Annotated in this window: 19 protein-coding genes and 3 tRNA genes; 20 read left to right on the top strand and 2 right to left on the bottom strand. The window is 41.2% G+C overall.

What is annotated here, in order from left to right; translation table 11 throughout:
* Positions 1–35: 35 nt before the first annotated feature.
* The 12 genes from FAZ15_RS05530 to FAZ15_RS05475 all read left to right on the top strand — a co-directional run bounded on the left by FAZ15_RS05530 (position 36) and on the right by FAZ15_RS05475 (position 14,225).
* Positions 36–1,463 (top strand): DUF4623 domain-containing protein, encoded by a 1,428-nt coding sequence (locus tag FAZ15_RS05530; RefSeq protein ID WP_238387161.1) that lies wholly within the window; start codon positions 36–38, stop codon positions 1,461–1,463.
* A gap of 185 nt (positions 1,464–1,648) precedes the next feature.
* On the top strand, positions 1,649–3,136 hold the full coding sequence (locus FAZ15_RS05525; protein WP_238387160.1) for a glycoside hydrolase family 10 protein: 1,488 nt from the start codon (positions 1,649–1,651) through the stop codon (positions 3,134–3,136).
* Positions 3,137–3,207: 71 nt separating this feature from the next.
* Entirely contained in the window at positions 3,208–5,043 is a 1,836-nt protein-coding gene (locus FAZ15_RS05520; protein WP_136900319.1) for an outer membrane protein assembly factor BamB family protein, read from the top strand.
* Between the two features lie 4 nt (positions 5,044–5,047).
* Complete coding sequence (locus tag FAZ15_RS05515; RefSeq protein WP_136900318.1) at positions 5,048–7,507, top strand: glycoside hydrolase family 9 protein; 2,460 nt, start codon at positions 5,048–5,050, stop codon at positions 7,505–7,507.
* A gap of 88 nt (positions 7,508–7,595) precedes the next feature.
* A complete protein-coding gene (gene murQ, locus FAZ15_RS05510) occupies positions 7,596–8,414 on the top strand; it encodes an N-acetylmuramic acid 6-phosphate etherase (RefSeq protein ID WP_136900317.1) in 819 nt (272 codons plus the stop codon).
* A 3-nt stretch (positions 8,415–8,417) separates the two neighbouring features.
* Positions 8,418–9,911, top strand: coding sequence for a sodium:solute symporter (locus FAZ15_RS05505; RefSeq protein ID WP_136900316.1), 1,494 nt, complete (start codon positions 8,418–8,420; stop codon positions 9,909–9,911).
* Between the two features lie 64 nt (positions 9,912–9,975).
* A complete protein-coding gene (locus tag FAZ15_RS05500; RefSeq protein ID WP_136900315.1) occupies positions 9,976–10,791 on the top strand; it encodes a purine-nucleoside phosphorylase in 816 nt (271 codons plus the stop codon).
* A 41-nt stretch (positions 10,792–10,832) separates the two neighbouring features.
* On the top strand, positions 10,833–12,815 hold the full coding sequence (locus FAZ15_RS05495; RefSeq protein WP_136900314.1) for a putative porin: 1,983 nt from the start codon (positions 10,833–10,835) through the stop codon (positions 12,813–12,815).
* Positions 12,816–12,924: 109 nt separating this feature from the next.
* A tRNA-Val gene (locus FAZ15_RS05490) sits at positions 12,925–12,999 on the top strand.
* A gap of 12 nt (positions 13,000–13,011) precedes the next feature.
* Positions 13,012–13,086, top strand: a tRNA-Val gene (locus tag FAZ15_RS05485).
* 38 nt (positions 13,087–13,124) lie between these two features.
* A tRNA-Val gene (locus tag FAZ15_RS05480) sits at positions 13,125–13,199 on the top strand.
* Between the two features lie 195 nt (positions 13,200–13,394).
* Positions 13,395–14,225: a UDP-2,3-diacylglucosamine diphosphatase gene (locus FAZ15_RS05475; RefSeq protein ID WP_136900313.1), complete on the top strand. Its 831-nt coding sequence runs from the start codon at positions 13,395–13,397 to the stop codon at positions 14,223–14,225.
* Here FAZ15_RS05475 and FAZ15_RS05470 read toward each other — a convergent pair.
* A complete protein-coding gene (locus FAZ15_RS05470) occupies positions 14,222–14,743 on the bottom strand; it encodes an NADPH-dependent FMN reductase (protein WP_136900312.1) in 522 nt (173 codons plus the stop codon). The two genes, FAZ15_RS05475 and FAZ15_RS05470, sit on opposite strands and share 4 nt — an antisense overlap.
* A gap of 206 nt (positions 14,744–14,949) precedes the next feature.
* Here FAZ15_RS05470 and FAZ15_RS05465 point away from each other — a divergent pair, with 206 nt between their 5' ends.
* The 5 genes from FAZ15_RS05465 (at position 14,950) to lepB (ending at position 19,812) form a co-directional block, all read left to right on the top strand.
* A complete protein-coding gene (locus tag FAZ15_RS05465; protein ID WP_136900311.1) occupies positions 14,950–15,747 on the top strand; it encodes a ParA family protein in 798 nt (265 codons plus the stop codon).
* Position 15,748: 1 nt separating this feature from the next.
* Positions 15,749–16,669: a ParB/RepB/Spo0J family partition protein gene (locus FAZ15_RS05460; RefSeq protein ID WP_136900310.1), complete on the top strand. Its 921-nt coding sequence runs from the start codon at positions 15,749–15,751 to the stop codon at positions 16,667–16,669.
* Entirely contained in the window at positions 16,669–17,394 is a 726-nt protein-coding gene (locus FAZ15_RS05455) for a DUF5683 domain-containing protein (RefSeq protein ID WP_136900309.1), read from the top strand. Before FAZ15_RS05460 ends, FAZ15_RS05455 begins: the two co-directional genes overlap by 1 nt.
* 110 nt (positions 17,395–17,504) lie before the next feature.
* Positions 17,505–18,266, top strand: coding sequence for a 4-hydroxy-tetrahydrodipicolinate reductase (gene dapB / locus FAZ15_RS05450; RefSeq protein ID WP_136900308.1), 762 nt, complete (start codon positions 17,505–17,507; stop codon positions 18,264–18,266).
* A 139-nt stretch (positions 18,267–18,405) separates the two neighbouring features.
* Complete coding sequence (gene lepB, locus FAZ15_RS05445; RefSeq protein WP_136900307.1) at positions 18,406–19,812, top strand: signal peptidase I; 1,407 nt, start codon at positions 18,406–18,408, stop codon at positions 19,810–19,812.
* A 61-nt stretch (positions 19,813–19,873) separates the two neighbouring features.
* Here lepB and FAZ15_RS05440 read toward each other — a convergent pair whose 3' ends face one another.
* Positions 19,874–20,590: a pyridoxine 5'-phosphate synthase gene (locus FAZ15_RS05440; protein WP_136900306.1), complete on the bottom strand. Its 717-nt coding sequence runs from the start codon at positions 20,588–20,590 to the stop codon at positions 19,874–19,876.
* Positions 20,591–20,687: 97 nt separating this feature from the next.
* Here FAZ15_RS05440 and cdaA point away from each other — a divergent pair, with 97 nt between their 5' ends.
* The 3 genes from cdaA to FAZ15_RS05425 all read left to right on the top strand — a co-directional run bounded on the left by cdaA (position 20,688) and on the right by FAZ15_RS05425 (position 25,492).
* Complete coding sequence (gene cdaA / locus FAZ15_RS05435; RefSeq protein WP_136900305.1) at positions 20,688–21,482, top strand: diadenylate cyclase CdaA; 795 nt, start codon at positions 20,688–20,690, stop codon at positions 21,480–21,482.
* Between the two features lie 144 nt (positions 21,483–21,626).
* Positions 21,627–22,535, top strand: coding sequence for a DUF1338 domain-containing protein (locus tag FAZ15_RS05430; RefSeq protein ID WP_136900304.1), 909 nt, complete (start codon positions 21,627–21,629; stop codon positions 22,533–22,535).
* A gap of 11 nt (positions 22,536–22,546) precedes the next feature.
* Positions 22,547–25,492 carry an FAD-binding and (Fe-S)-binding domain-containing protein gene (locus FAZ15_RS05425; RefSeq protein ID WP_136900303.1) on the top strand — a complete coding sequence of 982 codons (2,946 nt, stop codon included), beginning with the start codon at positions 22,547–22,549 and terminating at the stop codon, positions 25,490–25,492.
* Position 25,493: the final 1 nt, after the last annotated feature.

Raw genomic sequence — 25,493 nt, 5'->3', positions numbered from 1 at the left:
ATAGTTTGATCATATATAATTTTAATATTATGAAAATGTTGAATATAATTTTTAAATCAAGTACGGTGTTGGGCTTACTGTTGCTTTTTACGCTTAACTCTTGTAAGGATGATTTACCGTCTGAAATGGATACCAGCAGTAAGTTCACAAAATTGGAATCTATTCGATTAGTGAATGCTGGATCTAACGGCGATATCGCACTAGAAGGTACAATAGATCATGATAAGAAGGAAATCTCATTCCCTAGAATTGATCCGGATACTGATTTTAGCAATTTGAAATTTGAGATACAAGGTTCTGATGGTGCCCGATTAGAAAAGGACTTTTATGAGGTGGTGTTTCAGGAAGGCGAATCTGAGCGATCAATCGTATTAAAGGTAGTAAATAATCCAAGATCGAGTGAATACTTTGCGCGATTGCGCTTAAGGGTTCCGGTTTTTGGTGCAGAGTTCACTCAAGCTGTTACATACGATTATTCGAATAATCCAGGGGGCAATGCAAAGTATGATAAGTTTACAGGAGGATTGGTGAGGGGATCTGGTTTTAGCAAGAACTACGTGCTAGTAGTAGATAGAAGTGGGAATAATGCACATGTGTTAAGGGTGTCCGACCTTAGAAATAATGTGGTTACTCCTATTCCTTTGGGTGCGCCAGCAGGAGGCTACGCCGGAGGAACATTCACCATGCACTCAGGTGCTATTTCGGGCGATCATATTTATGTGGCAAGTTTATCCGGTAGCAATGCATCTCCGCTTAAAATTTATCATTGGACTGATCCGGCTCAACCTGCAGAAGTTATTTTGAATACTACTACGGCTGCAGCAACACCAGCAAGTTACCGCTTTGGAGACAATATGTCCGTAAACCTGGATGAAAATGGCAATGGAAATATATATTTTGTAGATAATGGTGGATTACGCATCCTAAAATACAATGTTACGAATTACACAACGATATCCGCTCCGGTTTTCTTTGAGACAGGTGTTGCTGCGTTAGGTTCTTGGGGTTCTTATAATAAGGTTCCAAATTCTTCGCAGTATATCTTTACGGGACATGACGGCCCTGTAAGACTAGTCGGTGAACAGGCTAACGTCGTTTATCAAGCAACCAAGTTCCCAGTTCGTCTAAGTGATGTTCGTGTTGTTAACTTTAATGGAGAAAGGTACATTATGGGTGTCACTGCTGCAAGAACTGGACAAGAAGGTACTGTTTTCCAGGTGTACAACATTACGAGGGGTGAAACAGTAGACGACGGTTTAAGGTTTTTAGATGCCTCTGCGGATGGGCCTCTACTGTCGTACAGTCTGGATGGGCCGGTAAATATTAACCCAGCTTCGCAAACGGGTTGGGCGGTTATTAAAGACGGAGAGGGTAATGATGACAAATTATTATTATATGCGGCGACACTCGATGCTGGATTTGTGTTCTTTGAAGTGCCTAAAAAAGTGCTCACTGAAGATTAGTAGATAAATATGGCATGAGGGAGTATTAAAAGTTACGACATCATCGTCATTGCGAACTGGAGGAACGATGGTGAGGCAATCTAACAAGATAAAACGAAGATTGCTTCGTCATTCTTCCTCGCAATGACGTGTTTTTTTTGATATCCTTAGATTGATGATACACCCTCATGTTTTAATATAGTATAATGATGAGAAGATTTTCGATTTATATATCAATGCTGCTATATGCAGCATTGATTTTCAACAGCTGTAGTAAAGACTCAGATGGGCCGGGTACGCCCGATCCGGATCCACCGGGACCCGAGCCTTCTACGCTGACACTGCCCAAGAAGGAGATGAGGGGTGCGTGGATTGCTACTGTATGGGCACTGGATTGGCCGAGAACATCTGATTTTGCAAATACAGCATATGATGCTGCTGTGCAAAAGAAGAGCTATACCGACATGCTGGATAATTTAAAGAGTTTAGGTTTTAACTCGGTTTTTGTACAGGTTCGGGGTATGGGGGATGCCTTTTACAACTCGGCTTATGAACCATGGAGTGGCAATATCACCGGAACGCGTGGAAAAGACCCAGGCTACGATGTGCTTAAATTTATGATAGATGAAACCCATGCAAGAGGAATTGAGTTCCATGCATGGATTAACCCATATCGTATTGCTACAAGAGCCGCATCGGGTACAGCTTATCCTGCCTTGCATTCTGCTGTAAAGCCAGAATGGGTGGTTGACCATGAGAAGATACAGATTTATAATCCGGCTTTGCCTGAGGTGAGACAGCGGTTGGCAGATATAGTAAAGGATCTCATCACCAAGTATGATGTCGACGGACTCCATATGGATGATTATTTTTATCCAGATCCTTCTTCAGCAGGTACGATGGTTTCCGATCAGCCACTTTATGAAACGATGGGGACTGGCTTTTCGACTATACAGGCATGGAGAAGAGATAATGTAGATAAAGCGATTGAGCTGATCCATAGTACTGTAGTAGCAAATAAACCTCAGGTCGTTTTTTCAATTTCGCCTGCAGCGAGTAAGACATATAACTTCAATACTTTGTACGCCGACTTGGAAAAATGGTGTAAACAAGGTTGGGTGGATATATTGATACCACAGTTGTATCAGGAAATAGGCAATTCATCTAATGATTTTCAATTGAACTTATCAACCTGGGCGCAATTTTCTTTTAGTGCGAAGTTGGTAATAGGTCATGCTTTGTATAGATTCGGCGCTGCAGGAAACCCCGCAGCTTTTCAATCTACTCAAGAGCTTGTCAGGCAGTTTGATATGACAAAAAGAAACGCTAAGGCCGTAGGTAGCGTGATGTATAGTGCACGGGATGTATATGCAAACAGGATAGGTGTTACGGACAAGCTTGCTGAGCTATATAGCCACAAGGCGGTGATGCCGTTTGCCGGTAGAGAAGTTGCTGCTCCAGCTGCGGTACCCGGAAATGTAAAGATCAACGGTAATGAATTAAGTTGGACGGCGGCCAGTGGCAATGTGCGCTCCGTTGTTTACCATTTCTCTGATTTAAAAGCCGTCGGTAAAGTGGTAGCAGTGACTACAGATTCGAAATTGAATGTTACCGAATCTGGACATTATTGTGTAACATCACTAAATTTAGATAATCTAGAAAGTAAGCCAACTAACACAGTTGAGAAAAAATAGAATCTTAGGGCAGTTCTTCTAGAGCTGCCCTAATGATGTTGTTCGTGTTTTTGAAGACTCAATTTTCCCCTATGATTAAGATCTTTATTTTTCTGACAGTTAGTTTATTCTGCGGAACCTCTTTTGCCCAATCCTTCAAGTTTGCCCAAGTAACCGATACGCATGTAGGCGGTAGTACGGGGGCAGACGATCTGAGAAGGACAGTAGAGGATTTGAATCAACTAAAGGATATTGACTTTGTCATCCTGTCTGGCGATGTGACCGAATTTGGATCGGATGAAGAATTGGCGATAGCGAAGCAGATCTTGGACAGCCTGAACCTACCCTTGTACGTTATTCCCGGCAACCACGATAGCAACTGGTCCGAGAGTGGTGCCAATAGTTTTCGAAAGGTATTTGGGGCTGAATCTTTCTTTTTTGAACACAAGGGGATCCAATTTATCGGGACCACATCGGGACCTAATATGCGGATGAGCCCCGGACAGATTCCACGTGAAAATCTGGTGTGGATGGATTCGGTATTCAAAGCAAATCCAGATAAAGAAACGCCATTGATAGCCATCAACCATTATCCTCTCGACTCTTCTCTAAATAATTGGTTTGAAAAAATAGACCGATTGAAACAACGGAATATTCAGGTGGCAACATGTGGTCATGGCCATCAAAACAGGCTGTACGACTGGGAAGGTATCCCCGGGGTCATGGTTCGTTCTAACCTACAGGCAAAGGAGAAAGTTGGGGGCTATAATATTATAACGATACAGCCGGATTCCATTTTTTTCCAAACGCGTAGACCACTGCTGTCCACAGAAGATTATTGGTTAAAGCTGCCACTGAAAAAATTCCAAGATGTTTCAGGGCAAGCTGTAAAACGTCCGGATTATTCGGTAAATTATAAGAGTAAAGCAAAATTACTCTGGGAATACCAAGATCACGGCGATATCGGTGCAGGGATCACGTCTAATGGCAAGTTATTGTTCACCGCGAATACTGTTGGGGAGGTATATGCGCTCCGTTTAGCTGATGGTAAAAAGATGTGGTCTTATAAAACGGGCGGTAAGGTCTATTCTACGCCTGCCGTAGATAAAGGAATCGTAGTTGTAGGCTCCTCAGACCATTTTATCTACGGATTAGATGCCAAAACGGGTACTGTGCGTTGGAAAACAGAAACTTCGAAAGCGGTATTGGGTTCTCCGCAGCTCTATAAAGGAAAGGCTTATATCGGTGGTTCGGACGGCGTGTTTCGTTGCCTGGATCTGCTTACGGGAAAGGTGGTTTGGACATTTGAAGGTGTGAAGAACTACGTGTCTACCCTTCCTACGATTGCAGATAATAAGGTGATTTTCGGAAGCTGGGGAAATGGCTTTTATGCGCTTGATGTAAATACGGGACAGCTGATGTGGGAGTGGAATAATGGACACGCCAACCGCATGTTTTCGGTAGCGGCATGCTATCCTGTGGTAGCGAACAATCGTGTCTTCGTCGTTGCACCGGATCGGTATATGACGGCCTTGGAGCTGCAGACCGGTAAAGTAATATGGCGGGAAAAGAAGGAGTTATACCGCGTAAGGGAATCGATGGGGCTGTCGCGGGATAAGAAATTCATATATGCGAAGACGATGGACGGGGAATTGGTGGGCATATCTGCAAAAGCGGATTCCATGACAATCGATTGGAAATCGTCCTTACAGCTGCCTTACGATATCGTGCCGACGGCTATATATAGTTCATCCTCGCTGGTGTTTGTACCAAGCAATTCGGGTCTACTATCTGCTGTAAACCCTAAATCTGGTGACGTAGCCTGGCAATATAAAATTTCAAATGCAATGATAAATCCGCCTTTGGTACTTAAAAATAAGGTAGTGGTAAGTACGATGGATGGTAAGATTGTGTTGCTGCAATATTAAAGGCATGAAGAGAATCCTGTTTCTAGCTATCTTTATCGGATTGTTGTCCTTAGCCAAGGGGCAGGAGAATGCTTGGATACGAATTAACCAGCTGGGCTACCTACCCGAATCTAAAAAGGTAGCTGTATGGGTATCTAAGGGAAATGAAAAGATAAAGGAATTCGAAATTATAGACAGCCAATCGAATAAAACGGTATTCAAAGGGAAAGCTGGAAAGGGGTTTGGACATTATGGGCCTTTTGCATCTGGTTACCGGTTGGATTTCTCGGGCTGGACACAATCCGGAACGTATTACGTGCGTGTTGAGAATATAAAATCTCCTGTTTTTAGGATTAATGAAGAAGTATACAAAGGTACCGCGGATTTTGCCTTGCGTTATATGCGGCAACAGCGTACACTATTCAATCCATTTCTTCAAGACAGCTGCCATACGCACGATGGTTTTACGCTTTATGCGCAGTCGGTAGGATTACCTGATAGTACCCATGTAGATGTAGGTGGCGGTTGGCACGATGCGTCGGACTACCTGCAGTACGCAACTACATCCGCAAATGCGACCTATCATCTCTTGGCAGCTTACCGGGATTTCCCAGACGTATTCTCAGACGAAAAGCAGGCTAATGGATTGGATGGAAGCAATGGACTGGCCGATGTCTTAGACGAAGCCAAATGGGGGTTGGATTGGTTGTTGAAGATGCACCCCAAGCCCAACATCATGTTTAATCAGATTGCAGACGATAGGGATCACACTAAATTACGTATGCCGGGCGAAGACCCCTATTATGGAAGGGGATTTGAAAGACCGGTATATTTTATTGATGGTAAGCCACAGCAAAGAGGTAAGTTTCTAAATAATACGACCGGCACGAGTTCTACGGCAGCCAAGTTTGTAAGTGCGTTTGCATTGGGACATCACTTATTCGATGCGGTAGATCGGAAGTATAGCACGCAGCTAAGGTCGAAAGCGCAGACTGCTTATGCGTACAGTTACATTAAACCGGGGGTGACGCAGACTGTTTCCGTTAAATCACCTTATATCTATGCTGAGGATAATTGGGTGGATGATATGGAACTGGCAGAAATCGAAATGTATTCCCTTTTTGGTGACAAAAAACATGTAGATGCTGCACTGTCGTATGCTGCGCAGGAAAAGATAACGCCTTGGATGATACGGGATACCGCTAATCACTATCAGTATTATCCATTTATTAATTTAGGGCATTATGAGCTTGCTAAGAAACTGCAGGGAGATGACCGAGCCAAAGTGCTTTCTTATTATAAGGCCGGGATTGATGCCGTTTGGGAACGGGCGCAGCAAAATGTATTTTTCAGGGGTGTTCCTTTTATTTGGTGCAGTAATAACCTGACCACTTCTTTTGCCATTCAATGTATGTGGTACCGTACGGTTTCTGGAGATGATAGCTACGATGAATTGGAGCAGGCGAATATCGACTGGCTCTTCGGTGTGAATCCATGGGGCACTTCTATGGTGTATGGATTGCCCGCTTGGGGAGATACACCTGTAGATCCGCATTCGGCATTTACGCATCTCCATCAGTACCCAATTGATGGTGGTTTGGTAGATGGTCCGGTATACGCTGCGACATACAACAGTCTGATCGGTATTAAATTACTGGAAGAAGATGAATACGCTGAATTTCAAAGTGATCTAGTTGTGTATCATGATGACTTTGGTGATTACAGTACCAACGAACCAACCATGGATGGTACGGCTTCGTTAATCTATCTGTTGTCTGCCCAGGAAAGTAAAAGTCAGTCGTTGAAAATAAAAGATAAATATGGGGCGATCGTCCGGGGCGATACGAGTAAAAAACAGATAAGTTTGGTCTTTACGGGGCACGAATTTCGGGATGGTATCGCAACTGTTGAAAAAGCATTGAATAAAAATGGGGTAAAGGGCTCTTTTTTTGTTACAGGGGAATTTGTTGAGAAAAATACTAAAACATTAAGACGGCTATTTAAAAACGGAAATTATATAGGACCGCATTCGGATGCACATTTGCTATATAGCCCTTGGGAAAATAGAGATAGTTTGCTGCTTAATGAAGTTGACTTTCAAAAGGACTTACAACGAAATGTAGATCGATTGACGAAAATTGGTGTCACGCAGATTGACAAGTTTATTCCGCCTTATGAATGGTACAACGACAAAATTGTGGACTGGGCGAATAGGCTGGGTATACAGACTTATAATTTTACGCCCGGGATACGGACGGTTGCGGATTATACGTATCCAGAAATGCAATCCCGTTATGTGACGACGGAGGCCATTATTAATCAACTGTATGCCTTAGAGGCCCAAAAAGGACTAAATGGAAATATTATTCTTATTCATCTCGGTACGGATAAGAGAAGAAAAGATAAACTATACAATCTTCTTGACGAATTAATACGTGAATTAAAGCTAAAAAATTATAATTTCGTGCTACTGGAAAAATTATAGAATAGTTCTGCGTGTTTTTGCATGTTTTATAATTATTTTGCATATTTACGAAATATTACCCACTACAGTAATCAGAATCTCTAATAAAATGATAAATACGACAGAGAAAGATTCGAACTACCAAGATCTGGACAAGATGTCTGTTCTTGAGTTATTGACGAATATAAATAAGGAGGACACTACAGTTCCGTTGGCGGTTGAAAAGTCGATTCCTCAGATAGAGTCTTTGGTAAAAATCGCAGTTGAAAAAATGCAATCGGGTGGAAGGTTGTTTTATATAGGTGCGGGTACGAGCGGACGATTGGGCGTATTAGATGCGTCGGAATGTCCTCCGACATATGGTGTGCCATTTGATTGGGTGATTGGACTGATAGCGGGTGGAGACGTTGCGATCCGTAAGGCAGTAGAATTTGCCGAAGATGATATGGAACAGGCTTGGAAAGATCTGGAAGAGTTTGCCATTAATTCAAATGATGTAGTGATTGGTATCGCCGCGTCGGGTACGACTCCATACGTAATAGGTGGGCTTCGGAAAGCGAATGCAAGCGGTGTGGTAACGGGTTGTATTGTTTGTAACGGTAATTCGCCTATAGCCAAAGAGGCACAATTTCCGGTGGAAGTGATTGTAGGACCTGAATTTGTAACAGGATCTACACGGATGAAAGCTGGTACAGCGCAAAAATTGGTTTTAAATATGATTAGCACGTCTGTGATGATACAATTGGGACGTGTAAAAGGTAATAAAATGGTTGATATGCAACTTTCTAATCATAAATTGGTAGGCCGTGGCGTGCGGATGGTGATGGCCGAAACGGGCGTCGATGAAGAAACTGCGACGGCTTTGATTGAAGAATTTGGAAATGTGCGCAAGGCCATAGAAAATTATCAACAGCTGACTAAACATTAACATATGTCTCCTATAACTCTTCTCGCATTCTTGGTGGTTTACTTTGGTGTGTTATTAAGCGTATCGCATTTTACAGCCAAGAAATCATCTGATAACGCTACGTTCTTCGTTGCAAACAAGAATTCGAAATGGTACATGGTCGCCTTCGGAATGATTGGAACAGCCCTATCTGGTGTAACCTTTATCTCTGTACCGGGAGCTGTAGGCCTCTCTAATTTTAGTTATTTTCAGTTCGTATTGGGAAATGCACTGGGTTTCTTGGTGATTGCCTACGTATTACTTCCACTATATTACCGTATGAATCTAACGTCTATCTACACCTATTTGGAAGAGCGACTTGGACATCGGAGCTATAAAACTGGAGCAATGATCTTTTTGATATCCCGTACGATTGGATCGGCATTTCGTTTATATCTGGTAGCAATTATCCTTCAGAAATTTATTTTTGATGCATGGAATGTGCCCTTCGCTGTGACGGTAGCGGTGTGCCTTTTATTAATTTGGCTTTATACGAATAAGGGGGGACTAAAGACCATAATTATTACGGATATGCTGCAGACGTTTTTCTTGTTATTAGCCGTAATACTTTCTATTTTCTTTATGGCAGATGGTTTGGGAATTTCGGTTTTTGAAGCGTTTGAAAAGGTAAAAGATAGCACCTATTCGCAGATTTTTATCTGGGAAAACCTATTGGGGGATAAAAACCATTTTTGGAAACATATGATCGGCGGAGCCTTCGTTACCATTGCGATGACCGGATTGGATCAGGACCTGATGCAGAAAAATTTAAGTATGAAAACCATCGGTGAAGCGCAAAAAAATATGCTGACCTTCACAGGGATTTTTGTAGTGATTAACTTGTTTTTCTTAGCAGTGGGGGCATTGCTCTATATTTACGTGGGCGAGAAAGGAATTGATATCAGCGCATTGCGCACACCGGATTACTTGTATCCTGAGATTGCATTGAATAATTTGACACTCGTAGCCGGGATCATCTTTATGATGGGATTGACGGCAGCGACTTTTGCTACAACAGATTCGGCACTTACGGCGTTAACAACCTCATTCTGTATTGATTTTCTTAATTTCAATAAAAAGGAGAATCCGAATGATCCTAAATTGGTGCGGTCTAGAAATATCGTGCATCTCGTGTTTTCCTTCATCATGCTATTGGTAATTTTGGGATTTCGGATCATAAACGATGACTCGGTCGTCACCGCTATATTCACTGCTGCTAGTTATACCTATGGCCCGCTTCTTGGGTTGTTTGCTTTTGGGATTTTGACCAAAATGCAGGTGAACGATAAACTGGTGCCTTTCTTTTGTGTGCTTTCTCCTGTTTTATTGTTTGTGCTGAATACCTATTATATTATACCTTATACAACATATCGTATTGGATTTGAACTGATCGTATATAATGCGGTAATAACCTGTGTGTTGTTATTGGTGACGTCCCCAGGACGGATGTCTTTGGAAAAGCAGGCTTCGCTTAGATAGGGGAAATGCTGACTTGTGTGTGCAAAAAATTAACGTTAAGTTTGAGTCTTAGTTTTTTGCACGCATGTATCATTTAATAAACGAAACTGTATCTTCTATACGCCGTAAAATAGGCGACTTTACACCCGAATTTGGAATTATATTAGGCACCGGCCTGGGGAAGCTGGTCAATGAAATTGAGGTTGAGTATCAACTCATGTATGCTAATATTCCCAATTTTCCGATTTCCACAGTCGAATTTCATTCCGGTAAACTTATATTTGGCACGTTGAATGGCCGGAGTGTGGTGGCTATGCAAGGCCGTCTTCATTATTATGAAGGGTACGACATGCAGGAAATTACCTTCCCGGTACGGATTATGAAAGCCCTTGGTGTGCAGAAACTATTTGTGTCGAATGCGTCGGGGTCCTTAAATCCGGCTATCCAAAAAGGACATATCGGAATTATTGACGATCATATTAATCTACTGCCGGATAATCCACTCCGCGGATCCAACGATGATGATTTTGGTCCCCGATTTCCGGATATGAGTGCACCGTATGACAAAACGATGTTGCAGCAGGGCTTAGAAATTGCCAAAAAACTGAACGTCACCGCACATAAAGTGGTGTATGTCGCTACTCCAGGGCCTAATTTAGAAACAAGAGCGGAATACCGGTACATGCGGATTATAGGCGGTGATATTGTAGGCATGAGTACGGTGCCCGAAGTAATTGTAGCGAATCATATGGGGCTTCCCGTTTTTGCTATATCCGTGATTACGGATGAAGGATATCATGCCGATTTAAAGCCGGTGTCGTTGACTGAAATTGTTGCTGTGGCCGCCGAAGCTGAACCAAAACTCACAGCGATACTAAAGGAGTTAATCGCTTGCATATAAACCGCAAGTTATCTAAGTTTGCTGGATAATAAATAGATTACATGAAGTATTTGATACGCATTCTTTTTAGTGTTATTGTGTTGGTGGGCGTAACTTCGCAAGGCTATGCCCAGGTAGATGAGGAGTTTAGCAGTGCGCTGGACTCCGCGCGTGCATTGGAGGATAACAAAAAGGATTCAGTGGTCTTTAGCGCAAAATACGTACGGTATGCTACGTTGAATATGTTGAAAAATGCGTCGCATACTAAGCAAATAGATACTACACACTATAATTTCCAATATTACAATCCGCAGAATCATCCCTGGAATCCCAGTATACATTTGGGGTCGTATGGATTAGCGACGAGAGACCTGCTTTTTAATCCGAATAAATCGATTGGTTTTCAGCCTGGTTTTCATGCATTGGAAAGGTACTTGCTGACGTCTGATTCGGTAATCTATTATAGGGCCAGAGCGAGGTATTCGGAACTCTATGCAGTTGGATTTCTCTTTGATGATCAGGTGTTTAAGGCAAAATTGGCGCAGAATATAAATCCGAATTGGAATGTTGGTGTGCAATACGAAGCTACCAATACGGATGGTTACTATTTTAATCAGGCGTATTCGGATCGCAAAGGAACAGTTTTTTCATGGTATGAGTCGCCCAATCGACGTTATAATATGTTGGTCAATGCGGCGTTTAACAAAATCGATGCGACCGAGAATGGTTCGATTATCAATGATAGTATTTTCAGGGATAACGACGTCTCATCGTTGTACGGCGTTACCACGCGTTTAAAGGGGCAGCAGGCTAGTAGACCATACAATAAATGGTTAGACAATGGACTCTTTCTACGTCAGTCGTTTTATATCGGAAGGTTGGATACCCTAAATGCGGGGCTACCTGAAATGGAGATTCACCCGACTAATGCATTTGCACACAATTCATCTATTCGGCAGCGAAAGTATATTTTCTTCAAAAATGAAGAGGATATGTATGGTGCCTTTCCGTTTGGAAATGCCGGTTTGGTGCACGATACGACCAAAATTACAACGATATCTAATGAGTTTACCTATTCTTTTTATTTACGGAATAAATCGTTGTTAAAAAATGAGGCGAAACTGAATCTTGGTTTTCAAAATGACTTAATCTGGTATGAAGATAGCCTGTCAAATGATTTTTTCCAAAATAGTGCTGTTAAAGGAGATCTGAGTTACCAATTCAGTAATAAAGTAAATTTGAAATTGGCTGTAAACCAAATTGTACTGGGAAGAAATGTGGGTGATTTTCTCTATGAAGCAAATGCCGATGTATTTGTAGGGGATAAAATAGGTCGGGTTTCCATCGGTGCGTATTCGCAAAATAAGTCGCCCGAAATGACATTTTCCAGGATGAACTACACCTACCACAGCTGGTCGAGCAGTCTGGATAAGGAAAAGACGCAAAATCTATCGTTCAAGTATCAGAATGATAAAATCGGATTCTCTGGAAAAGCGGAATATTTTTTAATTAGCAATTACCTCTATTTTAGGGAGATGGCTAATCCGAACGATGATGAACGGTTGGAGAAGTTGGTTGAACCGGCTCAATATGGTAATCTTAATTTGTTGAAATTAAGTGTAGGGCAAAACTTTAGATTTGGCAATTTCAGTTTGGATAACTTGGTGGTGTATCAGAAATCGGATGCAATGGATGTGCTGGCAACTCCCGAACTATATACCTGGCATAGTCTTTATTATGGTGATGTCGCCTACAAAGTGCTGGATTTTAGAATAGGGGTGGATGGAAAATTTAATACACCATTTAAAACACCTTCCTATGCCATCAATGCTGGACAGTTTTACAATGATAATGTGGGGCTGGAATTTTCTACTTATCCTATTGTAGATGTATGGGCTACGGCAAATCTTAAGCGTGTAAATTTGTTTATCAGTTATAATTTTGTCAACCAACATATCTACCCCAAAGGGTATTATACTGTGCGACGATATCCGATGAATCCCGCTAACTTGCGTTTCGGTGTTTCTTGGAAATTTTATGACTAAAATTTATGTAATTGTTTTTTAGTTGATTGTGTAGAGACTGTAAAAAATGTTTGTAAAATATTTTGAAACTAAAAATTAAGACCTATATTTGCACACGCTATTAGCAAAAGGAGAATTAGCTCAGCTGGTTCAGAGCACCTGCCTTACAAGCAGGGGGTCACTGGTTCGAACCCAGTATTCTCCACAAACAGCACTCGGGAGATTAGCTCAGCTGGTTCAGAGCACCTGCCTTACAAGCAGGGGGTCACTGGTTCGAACCCAGTATCTCCCACAAAAAGCATCCACTGGGTGCTTTTGTTATATATAAATGGGGGTTTAGCTCAGCTGGTTTAGAGCACTACCTCGACAAGGTAGGGGTCACTGGTTCGAACCCAGTAATCCCCACGTAAAAAGAGTTTCTGCAAAGAAGCTCTTTTTTTTATGATGCCGCCCTTCTTTATAAGGCATTGCCTAGGGTATGTTCAGGCATTTGAAGTTGTATAAAATAAACCTTCATTAAAAACAATCTATTCAAAAACTTGATGATTTTTTAACTATCTGAAAATGATGAGTTAACAGTTGTTTTGTTTTTTTGTATACATGAAGAGAGAAGTCGATTTAGTAATACTTTCTGATGTACATCTCGGAACCTATGGATGTCGGGCACAAGAGTTACTCCACTATTTGTATTCTATCAAACCTGCAAAACTGGTATTGAATGGCGATATCATGGATATCTGGCAGTTTAAAAAAAGCTATTTTCCTGATCAGCATCTGAAAGTGATTAAGTATCTGTTTGATATGGCATATCAAGGTTGTGAAGTAATCTATATCACGGGCAATCATGATGAGATGCTGCGAAAATTCACGAATATACATTTTGGTAATATCCAGTTGGTGGATAAATTGGTGCTGCATTTGGGCGATAAACGGGCTTGGATATTTCATGGTGATGTATTCGACGCTTCTATTCAACATTCCAAGTGGTTGGCAAAGTTAGGCGGATGGGGGTACGATAGGCTTATTGGGTTGAACAATTTGATGAACTGGATCCTTGTCCGATTTGGAAAGGAGAAATACTCGCTCTCAAAAAGAATTAAGAACTCGGTGAAAAAGGCAGTGAAATTTATTTCGGATTTCGAACAGACCGCCTCGGAGCTGGCTATTGAAAGTGAGTACGACTACGTGATATGCGGACATATCCATCAGCCACAAATCCGTACGGTGGTCACGAAGAAAGGTTCGTGTGTGTATATGAATTCGGGCGACTGGATCGAAAATCTTTCCGCATTAGAGTACCACAATGGTGAATGGGACATGTTTGGTTACGAGGAAAAAAAGGATACACTTGGGAAATATCCCATACACGATGTACTGCTTAATTATTCACTGGAAAATATATTGGAGCGCGTACGTGTACAGAGCTTCTAAAACCGAATAATTTCCTCAATTTGCTCCTCAATGAATTTGACCGTGATGCTGTCAATGAATTCATTGTTATTGTTAAGCTCGTTCTGGATATGTGGAATATGAATCTTAAGAGGTAGAACATGCATCCGCATATAATTACAGACACCTGTAAAATGGTCAACACCTCGGATATTTCCGTATTTTCCAGTTGCCACCCCCACGAGGATCGCTTTTTTTTGATAAAATGAAGCAGGAAATGCACAGGCATCCATGAACACTTTCAACACGCCTGGATAGCTGCCATTGTATTCCGGAATGACAAAAATAAATTTACGGGCGGCGGAAATCTTTTCCTGTATATGCGCAAAACCTTCACTTCTTTTGCCGTACAAATCAGAGAAAATGATGTCGTGGGGAAGGTCAATCAACGAAAATATTTCCCATTCTTCACCTCGTAGTTGTAGCTGTTCCTGATAATATCTGGCCACCTTTAACGAGTTGCTTCCCAATCTATTTGTTCCCGAAATAATTAAATTCATTGTGCTTTTGTAATTTATGTCTCTCAATGAATGACGATGTAAATGGTAAATCTATTTTTCGTATCTTAGCATGCTGAGTTATAAGCTCAGAAATGTTCTCAAAAATAGCAATTTTAACATCATTTAAGCATTTGGTAAGTTATTGAAATGTAAATTTGGTGCGAGAACATGAAGTATACATTTAATAGGTAAAGATTCAGTATCTTATGGGAAAAATAATATCCATTGCAAATCAAAAAGGTGGTGTAGGTAAAACAACGACTTCTATTAACTTAGCGGCTAGTTTAGCGGTTTTGGAGTATAAGACATTGTTGGTAGATGCAGATCCTCAGGCAAACTCGACGTCAGGTATCGGGTTTGATCCAAGAGCTATTAAAGCCAGTGTATATGAATGTTTGGTGAATGATTTAGATCCGAGAGAGGCTATCCATGGTACGGATACGCCTAATTTAGATTTGCTGCCTGCACATATTGACTTAGTAGGTGCTGAGATTGAAATGATCAACCTGAACGAACGCGAGTATAAAATGAAAAAAATGCTCCTGCAGATTAAAGATGACTATGATTTTATCATTATCGACTGCTCTCCTTCATTGGGATTGATCACGATTAATGCCTTGACAGCATCGGACTCGGTCATTATTCCGGTTCAATGTGAATATTTTGCATTAGAGGGATTGGGTAAATTATTAAATACGATAAAAATTGTCCAAAACCGTCTAAATACCGATTTAGCAATAGAAGGCATTCTACTAACCATGTACGATGTCCGCCTCCGTTTGTCTAATCAGGTGGTAGAGGAGGTGCGTACACATTTCCACGATTTGGTATTTGAGACAATTATACAGCGTAATACCAGATTAAGTGAGGCTCCTAGTTTTGGGATTTCCGTAATCATGCACGATGCATCCTGTAAAGGCGCCATCAATTACCTGAATCTCGCGCGTGAGATTTTGCAAAAGAATGGTTTAGTAGAAGAAAATAAAGAACAAGCGATAGTATAGTATGGCTGCATTACAACGAAAAACAGGTTTAGGAAAAGGATTAGGAGCATTATTGCAGGATGATGTTGTGATAAATCCTAAATCTGATCAAAAGGAAGCAACAGATACCAAAACTGGGGTGCCAGCAGCAGGAAGTATCAATTTTATTAAGGTTGAACAAATCGCTGTAAATCCCTTTCAGCCGAGAACTGATTTTGATCAGGAGGCGTTACAAGAATTAGCAGAGTCTATTAAGTTACAGGGGCTTATTCAGCCTATCACGGTAAGACAGGTCAGCAAAAACCAATATCAACTTATCAGTGGTGAACGAAGACTACGTGCTTCTAAACTTGCGGATATCACCGAAGTGCCTGCTTACGTTCGTACGGCCAACGACCAACAGATGTTGGAGATGGCACTTATCGAAAATATCCAGCGTGAAAACCTGAATGCCATCGAAGTGGCGCTGAGCTTTCAGCGCATGATCGAGGAGTGTAACCTAAAACAGGAAGAACTAGGTGATCGGGTGAGTAAAAACCGGTCGACCGTGACAAACTATTTACGCTTATTGAAGTTGCCTCCAGCGATACAAGCGGGTATACGTGATGGCCAGATTTCCATGGGACACGCACGTGCTTTGATCAACGTAGGGGAAGTGGACAAGCAATTATTCGTTTTCCAAGAGATCATTGATAAGGGGCTATCTGTGCGGATGACCGAAATATTGGTGCGTAATATACAGCAACAGACAAAACCGAAAAAGAATCAAAACGTAGGGAAGCAATTGGACTTTCAATATCAAAAAATCGAAGACGATTTAGCTTCCAAATTTTCAACACGTGTACGTTTGAATTTGAAAAATACGAGAGGAAAAGGTGCGATTGAAATTCCATTTGACTCGGAGGATGATTTGAGCCGCATCTTAGAATTGTTAGATTGGTAATGTATAAAATCTGTTTTCTCTTTTTTGTATTCGGTTGTGCCTGCTTTCCGGCAACGGCACAAAATGTGGATTCAACGGCACTAAAAGTGGATTCAGTGACTATGGCCGTGGATTCGGTTGCACAGGATACCGTTAAAAAAGAGACCAGGCAGGAGCGAAGGGCGAGAGAAAAGGCGGAAAAGGAACGTGCGAAGTTTTATTATAAAGATATTCTTAAAGATTCTACTCGTCTGGCTATCGAACAAGTGTCACGTGTAGCCTGGAAACGTTCATTGATGTTACCTGGTTGGGGACAGTATACCAATGGCGGTCTCTGGTGGATCAAGGTGCCGATTATTTACGGTGGTTTTGTGGGAGCATATTTTACATTCGATTATTGGCAATGGTACTATCTGAAATTTTTGAATGAAGCACAGTATAGGATTGACTTCAATGGAGATGTTAGTGATCCTGATTTAGAACGGTGGACTTTAGAAGGACTTATCCAGTCAAAAGATAATGCACGTCGTAACCGGGATCTGACGATCCTTGCTACGGTCGGGTTTTGGGGTTTAAATGTCGTGGAAGCGTATGTGAACTCCATGTTGAAAAATAGATACAATATGGGCGATAATTTGAGTGTAAAAGTGTCACCAACCTTTATGCCTTCAGGTTATGTCGGATATCAATCTCCACTTAAAAATCAATTTGTACCGGGAATTAAATTAACATTTAACATTCGATAGTTAATTGGTAGAATATATTCAGGATTAGTATATTAGCGGTGTAAAAATACTGGCGCACAAAAATAAAAGAACCAAAACACGCATCTACCATAAAAAACGAACAAAGAAAGATGAAGATAGTCTTATTAGGATATGGCAAAATGGGGCAACTTATTGAAAAGTTCGCCATGAAGAGAGGACACGAAGTGGTACTTATTGTGGATGAGAACAATCGACCATCTATTGGTATGGAAGATTTGGAAGAAGCGGATGTAGCGATTGATTTCAGTACGCCTCACGCAGCTTTGGAAAATATAAGCCTGTGTTTTGAGGCTAATTTGCCACTTGTGGTAGGCACGACAGGATGGTATGAGCATCTCCAAGAAGTAAAAGAGACGTGTCTCGAATCTAACCAATCATTGCTATACGGATCTAATTTTAGTATTGGTGTAAATATCTTTTTCCATATCAATAAACTATTGGCCAAAGCCGTTGACCCATATAAGCAATACGATGTGCAGGTAGAAGAAATACATCATATCCACAAATTGGATGCACCTAGTGGTACAGCGATTACAATAGCAGAGGGGATCTTAGAAAATAGTTCTACAAAGAATACGTGGGTGAATGATGTGGTTGGCGAAGGTGAAGAGATGATCGCAAAGGCAGACGAACTGTTGATTGAAAGTCTGCGAATAGAAGAGGTTCCCGGCACGCATACTGTTTTATACAGTTCGGAGGTCGATCAGATTGAGTTCAAACACACAGCGCATAATCGAGATGGTTTTGCCCTAGGGGCAGTTATTGCTGCGGAATGGCTGCAAGGAAAGAAGGGTTTCTTTCAGGTAACTGAAATTTTTGACTTTAATCAGGTATTAGGAGATAGGAGTTAGTGACTAGGGGTTAGGAGTTAGTAATTCGTAACTAGTGATTGGTAGATTTTTGACTTTTTAGTAATTTTAATGGGCTCGCCTATGCTGCGGGAGGCAGGCAAGCTTGGTTTTGACTTTTTAATTTTGACTTATTAATTATATGTGGTATATCATTTTTGGGGTATTAACAATAGTTGCTTTATATGGCCTATGGCTACTTTTCAGGAAGGCAGGGAAGCAAGGGTGGGAGGCTATCGTGCCTTTTTACAGAGAATATGTAATGGCTCAGTTGGTTGCTAGACCAACTTGGTGGGTGATTTTACTACTTGTTCCGATTGTTAATATCTTCATTTTTTATGGGCTATATTTAGATCTTATCAAAGCGTTTGGTAAAAAGCGTTTTTGGGAAAATGCAGCTGCTGTATTAATTCCCTTTATTGTATTACCAATGTGGGGACGGGATCCAAATGTTAAATATCTGGGCCAACCTAATACGGAAGAATTTAAGAAAAAATACCCATATAAGAAATCCACTACACGCGAATGGGCGGATGCAATTATCTTTGCCACAGTAGCGGCCTCTTTGATAAGAGGATTTTTGATTGAAGCTTATATGATTCCTACGGGATCTATGGAACGATCATTATTAGTAGGGGATTTTCTTTTCGTGAGTAAGTTGAACTATGGCCCGCGGATTCCCAACACACCACTTGCTTTTCCTTTTGCGCATCATACCATGCCCATTACCGGCGGTAAGGCTTATTCGGAACTAGTTCATGTTCCGTACAAACGTCTGCCCGGTTTTGAGGTAATTGAGCGTAATGATGTGGTTGTTTTCAACTATCCTATGGAAGCTGATGCGCCATTTAATCGACCTGTCGATAAACGGGAGAATTATATTAAACGGGCTGTAGCTATTTCAGGAGATGTTGTCGAAATGAAGAATGCTAAATTGATTGTAAACGGTGCGCCCGGATTTGGGTCTTCTGACGTGCAATCGGCTTATTTTATTTATACGGATGGAACGGGTCTTAACCCACAACGTCTAATTGATAAAAGATATGACTTTATACAGGGGATGGCTGAACCTTATGTCTTATATGTGACTGACGAAGAAATAGAAGATGTAAAATCGTGGACGAATGTAAAACAGGTTATTCCGTTTGAAAATGCCGAATCATCTTTTCCTCATGCAGAAGAATATAGTTGGAATTTCCATAATTTTGGTCCGTTAACGGTTCCTAAAAAAGGAGATGTAGTTAAATTAAATATGCAAACCTTGCCTTTGTATAGTCGACTAATTACAGTGTATGAAGGGAATACTTTAGAGCAACGAGCTGATGGTATCTACCTGAACGGGACCAAAGCAGATAGCTACACGATACAGATGGACTATTATTGGATGATGGGTGATAATAGAGACAATTCTATGGATTCAAGAGAATTTGGATTTGTTCCTGAAGATCATGTTGTGGGTAAAGCATTATTTACATGGCTAAGCTGGGATAAGGATGGTACTTTTTTATCTAAAATCCGTTGGAATAGAATTTTTAGAGGAATTCATTAAGAAGATAATGACCTCTATGAGGTCATTATCTTCTTAATTACCCAATACTTAATACTCAATACTATTTTAACGCCGCTAAATATCGTTTGATGGTCTCCTCTAGGCCGAGGTACAGCGCATCCGATATAAGTGCATGCCCTATGCTTACCTCCAATAATCCAGGAATGTGTTGATTGAAATACGCTAGATTGTTTAAATCCAGATCGTGACCCGCATTCAATCCTAAACCTACTTCACGTGCCTTTAAGGCAGCTTTAAAATATGGGTGAATTGCTCTGTCTTTATCAAACCCGTATTCTGCAGCATAGGCTTCGGTATACAATTCGATACGATCAGTTCCGGTTTCGGCTGCTGCCTCTACCATGTCTTCATCGGGATCTACAAAGATCGACACCCGAATACCCTGATCTTGAAAGAGTCTGACCATATCGGTAAGGTACGCCCGGTTTCTGATGGTATCCCAACCGTGGTTTGAGGTAATCTGACCTAATGCATCAGGCACCAACGTAACCTGTGTAGGTTTATTAGCGAGCACGAGGTCCACAAATTTCTGCTCTTGACAGTTCCCCTCAATATTAAATTCTGTCGTGATATCAGCTTTGAGATCGTATACATCCTGGTATCGGATATGTCTTTCATCAGGTCTAGGATGTACAGTGATGCCTTCTGCCCCGAATCGTTCGCACGCTAAAGCCGTAGTCAATACGTTTGGCGTGTTTCCGCCGCGAGAATTGCGAAGAGTGGCTATTTTATTGATGTTAACAGATAATTTCGTCATGATTCCTATTTCTAACTACAAACTTAGATATTTTTGCAGTTATTGTAGCAGCTAGATAACGAGAATCTTGTAGGAATTTTATAAATTGCGTAGGAATATGGATGGATTAGGCTTCAATTTATTAGAGGGCTTTCGGCTATTGGATATTATAGACATCCTTTTGGTTGCTGTGATTATTTATTATATCTACAGTTTGATCAAAGGGACTATCGCTGTGAATATCCTCTTAGGAGTTGGTCTTTTTTACGGTATTTTTCTCGTCGTAAAACAATTAGAAATGCGGTTGCTGACCGAGATTTTCGGTGGTTTTATATCCGTGGGCTCTATTGCACTAATTGTGGTATTCCAACAGGAAATCCGGAGGTTTTTGCTCCATATCGGTAAAAACATATCCCTGAGACGAAAGAAATTCTTTTGGAGTTTCTTGGCAAGTAAAAGGACAACACAACAGGATCGTTCGGAAGAAATCAAACCTATTATCGAGGCGTGTAAAAGTATGTCAAGGTCACGGACGGGAGCTTTGCTCGTGTTTTCTAAATATTTTGACGAGGAATATTACCAAACAAGTGGTGAATATGTTGATGCCCCAGTGTCTAAAAGATTATTAGAAAGTATATTTTTTAAGAACAGCCCCCTGCATGATGGGGCCGTTGTCATTGTTGATTTTAGGGTGATGACTGCGAGTTCAGTATTACCCCTTTCAGACAGTGAGGATCTTCCTCCTCAATTTGGATTACGGCACCGTGCAGCGATCGGTGTTACCGAAGTGTCGGAAGCTGTCGCGGTGATTGTTTCCGAAGAAACCGGAGAAATTTCATTTGCGAAAGATGGGAATATCAACATGAACCTTACTCCTGAAGAACTGGAAAAAATTCTGCGGGAGGAACTGTAATATTTTCTTCTGTGTCGACTATTCAGAATAAATTTTTGTAGTACCTTATTTTTTTCGAATAAAGTTCAATTTTTGTTATATTGTAATGTGAATAAGAAAGCTATTGCTTAGATTTACAGAAGATATAAACTAAATTTTTGTCCTATGCATTTTGATGAAAATAATCCGTTAGATATTGTCTTGAATGACCTGTTCGAGCATTATCGCCAAAATGTCGCTGATGTCGACAAAATTACGAAAGCCTTATTAGACAAGGGTGTTATCGCATCTCAAGATGATATTGTCAACGATCATATTGCTTTTAGAACATTAGGTGTTCCTCATCTGGGGATTCAGTCTTTTGAAAAAATATTCTTAAAATACGGATATACTAAAAGAGACTATTACTATTTCGAGGGTAAGAAGTTGGATGCATATTGGTACTCGCCTCCAGCAACACATTATCCACGTATTTTCGTGTCTGAGCTGAGGGTAGCAGATTTATCAGAAACTGCACAGGCTATTATTTACCGATATACAAAAGGCATTAAGTCTGATCCCATAGATGGATTGGACTTAAAAAATGGGAACGCAGTGGCTGAATTTTTGCAGACACCGTTGTGGGATTTGCCTACTTCGGAAGATTATCAGGCTTTACTTGCAGAAAGCGAATATGCGGCATGGGTGATATATAACCGTTATTACCTTAATCATTATACGATTAGTATTCATGAATTGAAAGATGGGTACAATACGCTGGAAGAATTTAATAGTTTCTTGACCAGTGTCGGAGTGAAGCTCAATACCTCGGGGGGAGTTATTAAAACAAGCGATGATGGGTTATTACGGCAAAGTAGTACGGTGTCGGCACTCTATGAAGCCGAATTTGCGGATGGAAAGTCGCTGGAAATTGCGGGTAGCTACGTCGAATTTGCCGAACGTAGTGTCCTACCTGCGCATAAAGATATACCGAAGGACCAGATTCAACCGCATCATCGCAGGGATGGTTTTGAGACAAATAATGCGGATAAAATTTTTGAAAGCACGTATACGACGCAGATCAAGGGTTCCTAAATTGACAGATTTTGGAAGAACTTTTATTACATCTTAAGGAATCACTCCAAGGAGATCTTTTTATGGATCAAACGATGCGTATTCTGTATGCGACGGATGCTTCTGCGTATCGGGAAATGCCTTTGGCCGTGGCTATTCCCCAGACTTCCGAAGATATTCAAAAGCTTATATTTTTTGCGCAAGAAAATAGAATTTCACTCATACCGCGTACTGCAGGTACTTCTCTTGCTGGACAGGTGGTGGGTTCTGGCATCGTGGTGGATGTGTCAAAACATTTTACGGAGATACTTGAAATCAATAAAGAGGAAAAATGGGTGAGGGTACAGCCAGGAGTAATTCGGGATGAACTGAATTTGTTTTTGAAACCGTATGGTCTTTTTTTCGGCCCGGAAACCTCTACGGCTAATCGCGCAATGATTGGCGGAATGGTAGGAAACAACTCCTGCGGATCCAACTCACTGATCTACAAAAGTACCCGGGAGCATGTATTGGAGATCGAAGCTTTTTTGAGCGACGGGTCCAAAGTGCTATTTAAAGATTTAAGCTTCGAAGAGTTTACGGAAAAATGCGTGGATACCACACTTGAAGGACGATTGTATACACAAATTCGAAGTATACTCGGTGACTATAAAAATCAGGCATGGATTAGATCGGAGTTTCCAAAACCGTCTATTGACCGAAGAAACACGGGATATGCGATAGATATTTTAGTCGATACGGATCCTTTCACCGCAGGAGGAGGTCGGTTTAATTTTTCGAAACTGATCTGCGGATCGGAAGGTACACTAGCATTTGTCACCTCGGTTAAATTGCACCTGAATGAGATTTCCAAGTATCCTTCTGGATTATTATGTGTACATTTCTATAGTATTGAAGAAGCGTTACGCGCAAACTTGGTTGCTCTTCGGCATGGGCCACTTGTTAGCGAACTTATGGATAATTATATTCTGTCGTGTACAAAGAGTAATCTCGAGCAAACTCAAAACCGATTTTTCGTACAGGGGGATCCTGCTGCAATCCTTATTGTGGAATACGACGGTAGTGATGAGCAAGAGATTCGACGCAAAGCCAATGAAGTGGAAACGCATATGCGGCGGGAAGGGCTAGGATATTATTTTCCACTGATCCTCGGTGAGGACAAGAAGAAGGTGTGGGATTTACGAAAAGCCGGACTTGGACTTTTGAGCAATACACCCGGAGACGAAAAACCAGTGGCTGTGATCGAAGATACTGCTGTCGATGTACAGGATTTGCCCGATTATATCGCTGAATTTAATCAGATTTTATCGCGTTATAACTTATATTCTGTTCACTACGCACATGCTGCGACCGGGGAGCTACATCTAAGACCGTTATTGAATCTGAAAACTAAAACGGGCAATCAATTATTTAAGGAGATCGCTTTCGAGATTGCAAAACTTGTAAAAAAATATAAAGGCTCATTGAGTGGAGAGCATGGGGATGGTAGGCTGAGAGGCGAATTTATCGCTTATATGGTAGGGGAGCAGAACTATCAATTACTGAAACAAATTAAATACACCTGGGATCCCTATGGCGTGTTTAATCCGGGGAAGATAGTGGATACTCCGGCAATGAACTCCTTCCTGCGCTATACTCCTGATCAACCGAACAGAACGATAAAAACTGTTTTTCGTTATGGGACACAACACGTTCTTCAGCATGCGGAGCAATGTAATGGTTCTGGAGATTGCCGCAAGTCTCATTTGTCTGGAGGAACTATGTGTCCGTCGTATATGGCTACGCGAGATGAGAAAGATACAACCCGTGCGCGGGCTAATATTTTACGGGAGTTTTTAACGCATTCGCCGAAAGAGAATCCCTTTGACCACCCTGAAATCAAAGAGGTGATGGATCTATGTCTAAGTTGTAAAGGCTGTAAGACGGAATGCCCTTCGAGTGTGGATATGGCTAAACTTAAAGCAGAATTCTTACAGGCTTATCACGATGCTAATGGTCTTCCGATGCGTACACGCTTAGTGGGATGGGTAGATAAGGTAACACAGATGGCTTCTTATATGCCTGCAGTGTACAACTGGTCTGTTCAAAACCGACTGGTCGGAAGGTTTATCAAGCGTATGGTTGGTTTTTCAGAAAAGCGGAATCTTCCTTTAGTAGGCGTTATATCTTTGCGAAAATGGTTCGAGCGCCGTGATAAACCTGCATATGACGTGTCCCAGATAAAAAGAACTGTTTATTTCTTTTGTGATGAATTCACGAATTATAACGATGTAGAAATTGGTAAAAAAGCCATCTTGTTGTTAGAGAAATTGAGATATAAAGTTTTAATAACAGATCACGCATTCAGTGGACGTGCGCTAATTTCAAAAGGTATGCTGCGTGCGGCCAAAAAACTGGCCAATAAAAATGTGAAGATTTTTGCTTCCCGGATTAATAGTGAAACACCGCTGGTTGGTGTCGAACCCTCGACTATTTTGTCTTTTCGGGATGAATATGTTGACCTGGTGGATGAACACCTCTTGGAAGATGCGGAAAAAATCGCACCACATGCCATGATTATAGAAGAGTTTCTTTGGAAGGAATTTGAGAAAGGGAATATATCATCCACAGACTTCAATATGTCTCAAAAAGCAATGCTTGTGCATGCTCATTGCCAGCAAAAGGCTTGGAAGCTACAACAGTTTACAGAAAAGGTTCTTTCCATACCGGAGAACTATATTGCGACTTCAATTGCGTCAGGTTGTTGCGGAATGGCGGGCTCTTTTGGATATGAGAAAGCGCATTTTGATATTTCCATGCAAATAGGTGGATTGGTTCTTTTCCCTGCTGTGAGAAAAAAGGAATCCGAACATGCGATTGTAGCGCCTGGAGCAAGTTGTCGGCATCAGATCAAGGATGGAACTTCGGAGCGGGCGTACCATCCCGTAGAGATTTTATATGATGCTTTGAACAAAGAAGAGGGAGGCTATAAAAAATAAA

This window comes from Sphingobacterium olei (assembly GCF_005048855.1).
GTDB classification, from domain to species: Bacteria; Bacteroidota; Bacteroidia; order Sphingobacteriales; family Sphingobacteriaceae; genus Sphingobacterium; species Sphingobacterium olei.
The sequence above is the reverse complement of the archived record's forward strand: the minus strand, read 5'-3'. Positions and strand labels throughout refer to the sequence as shown.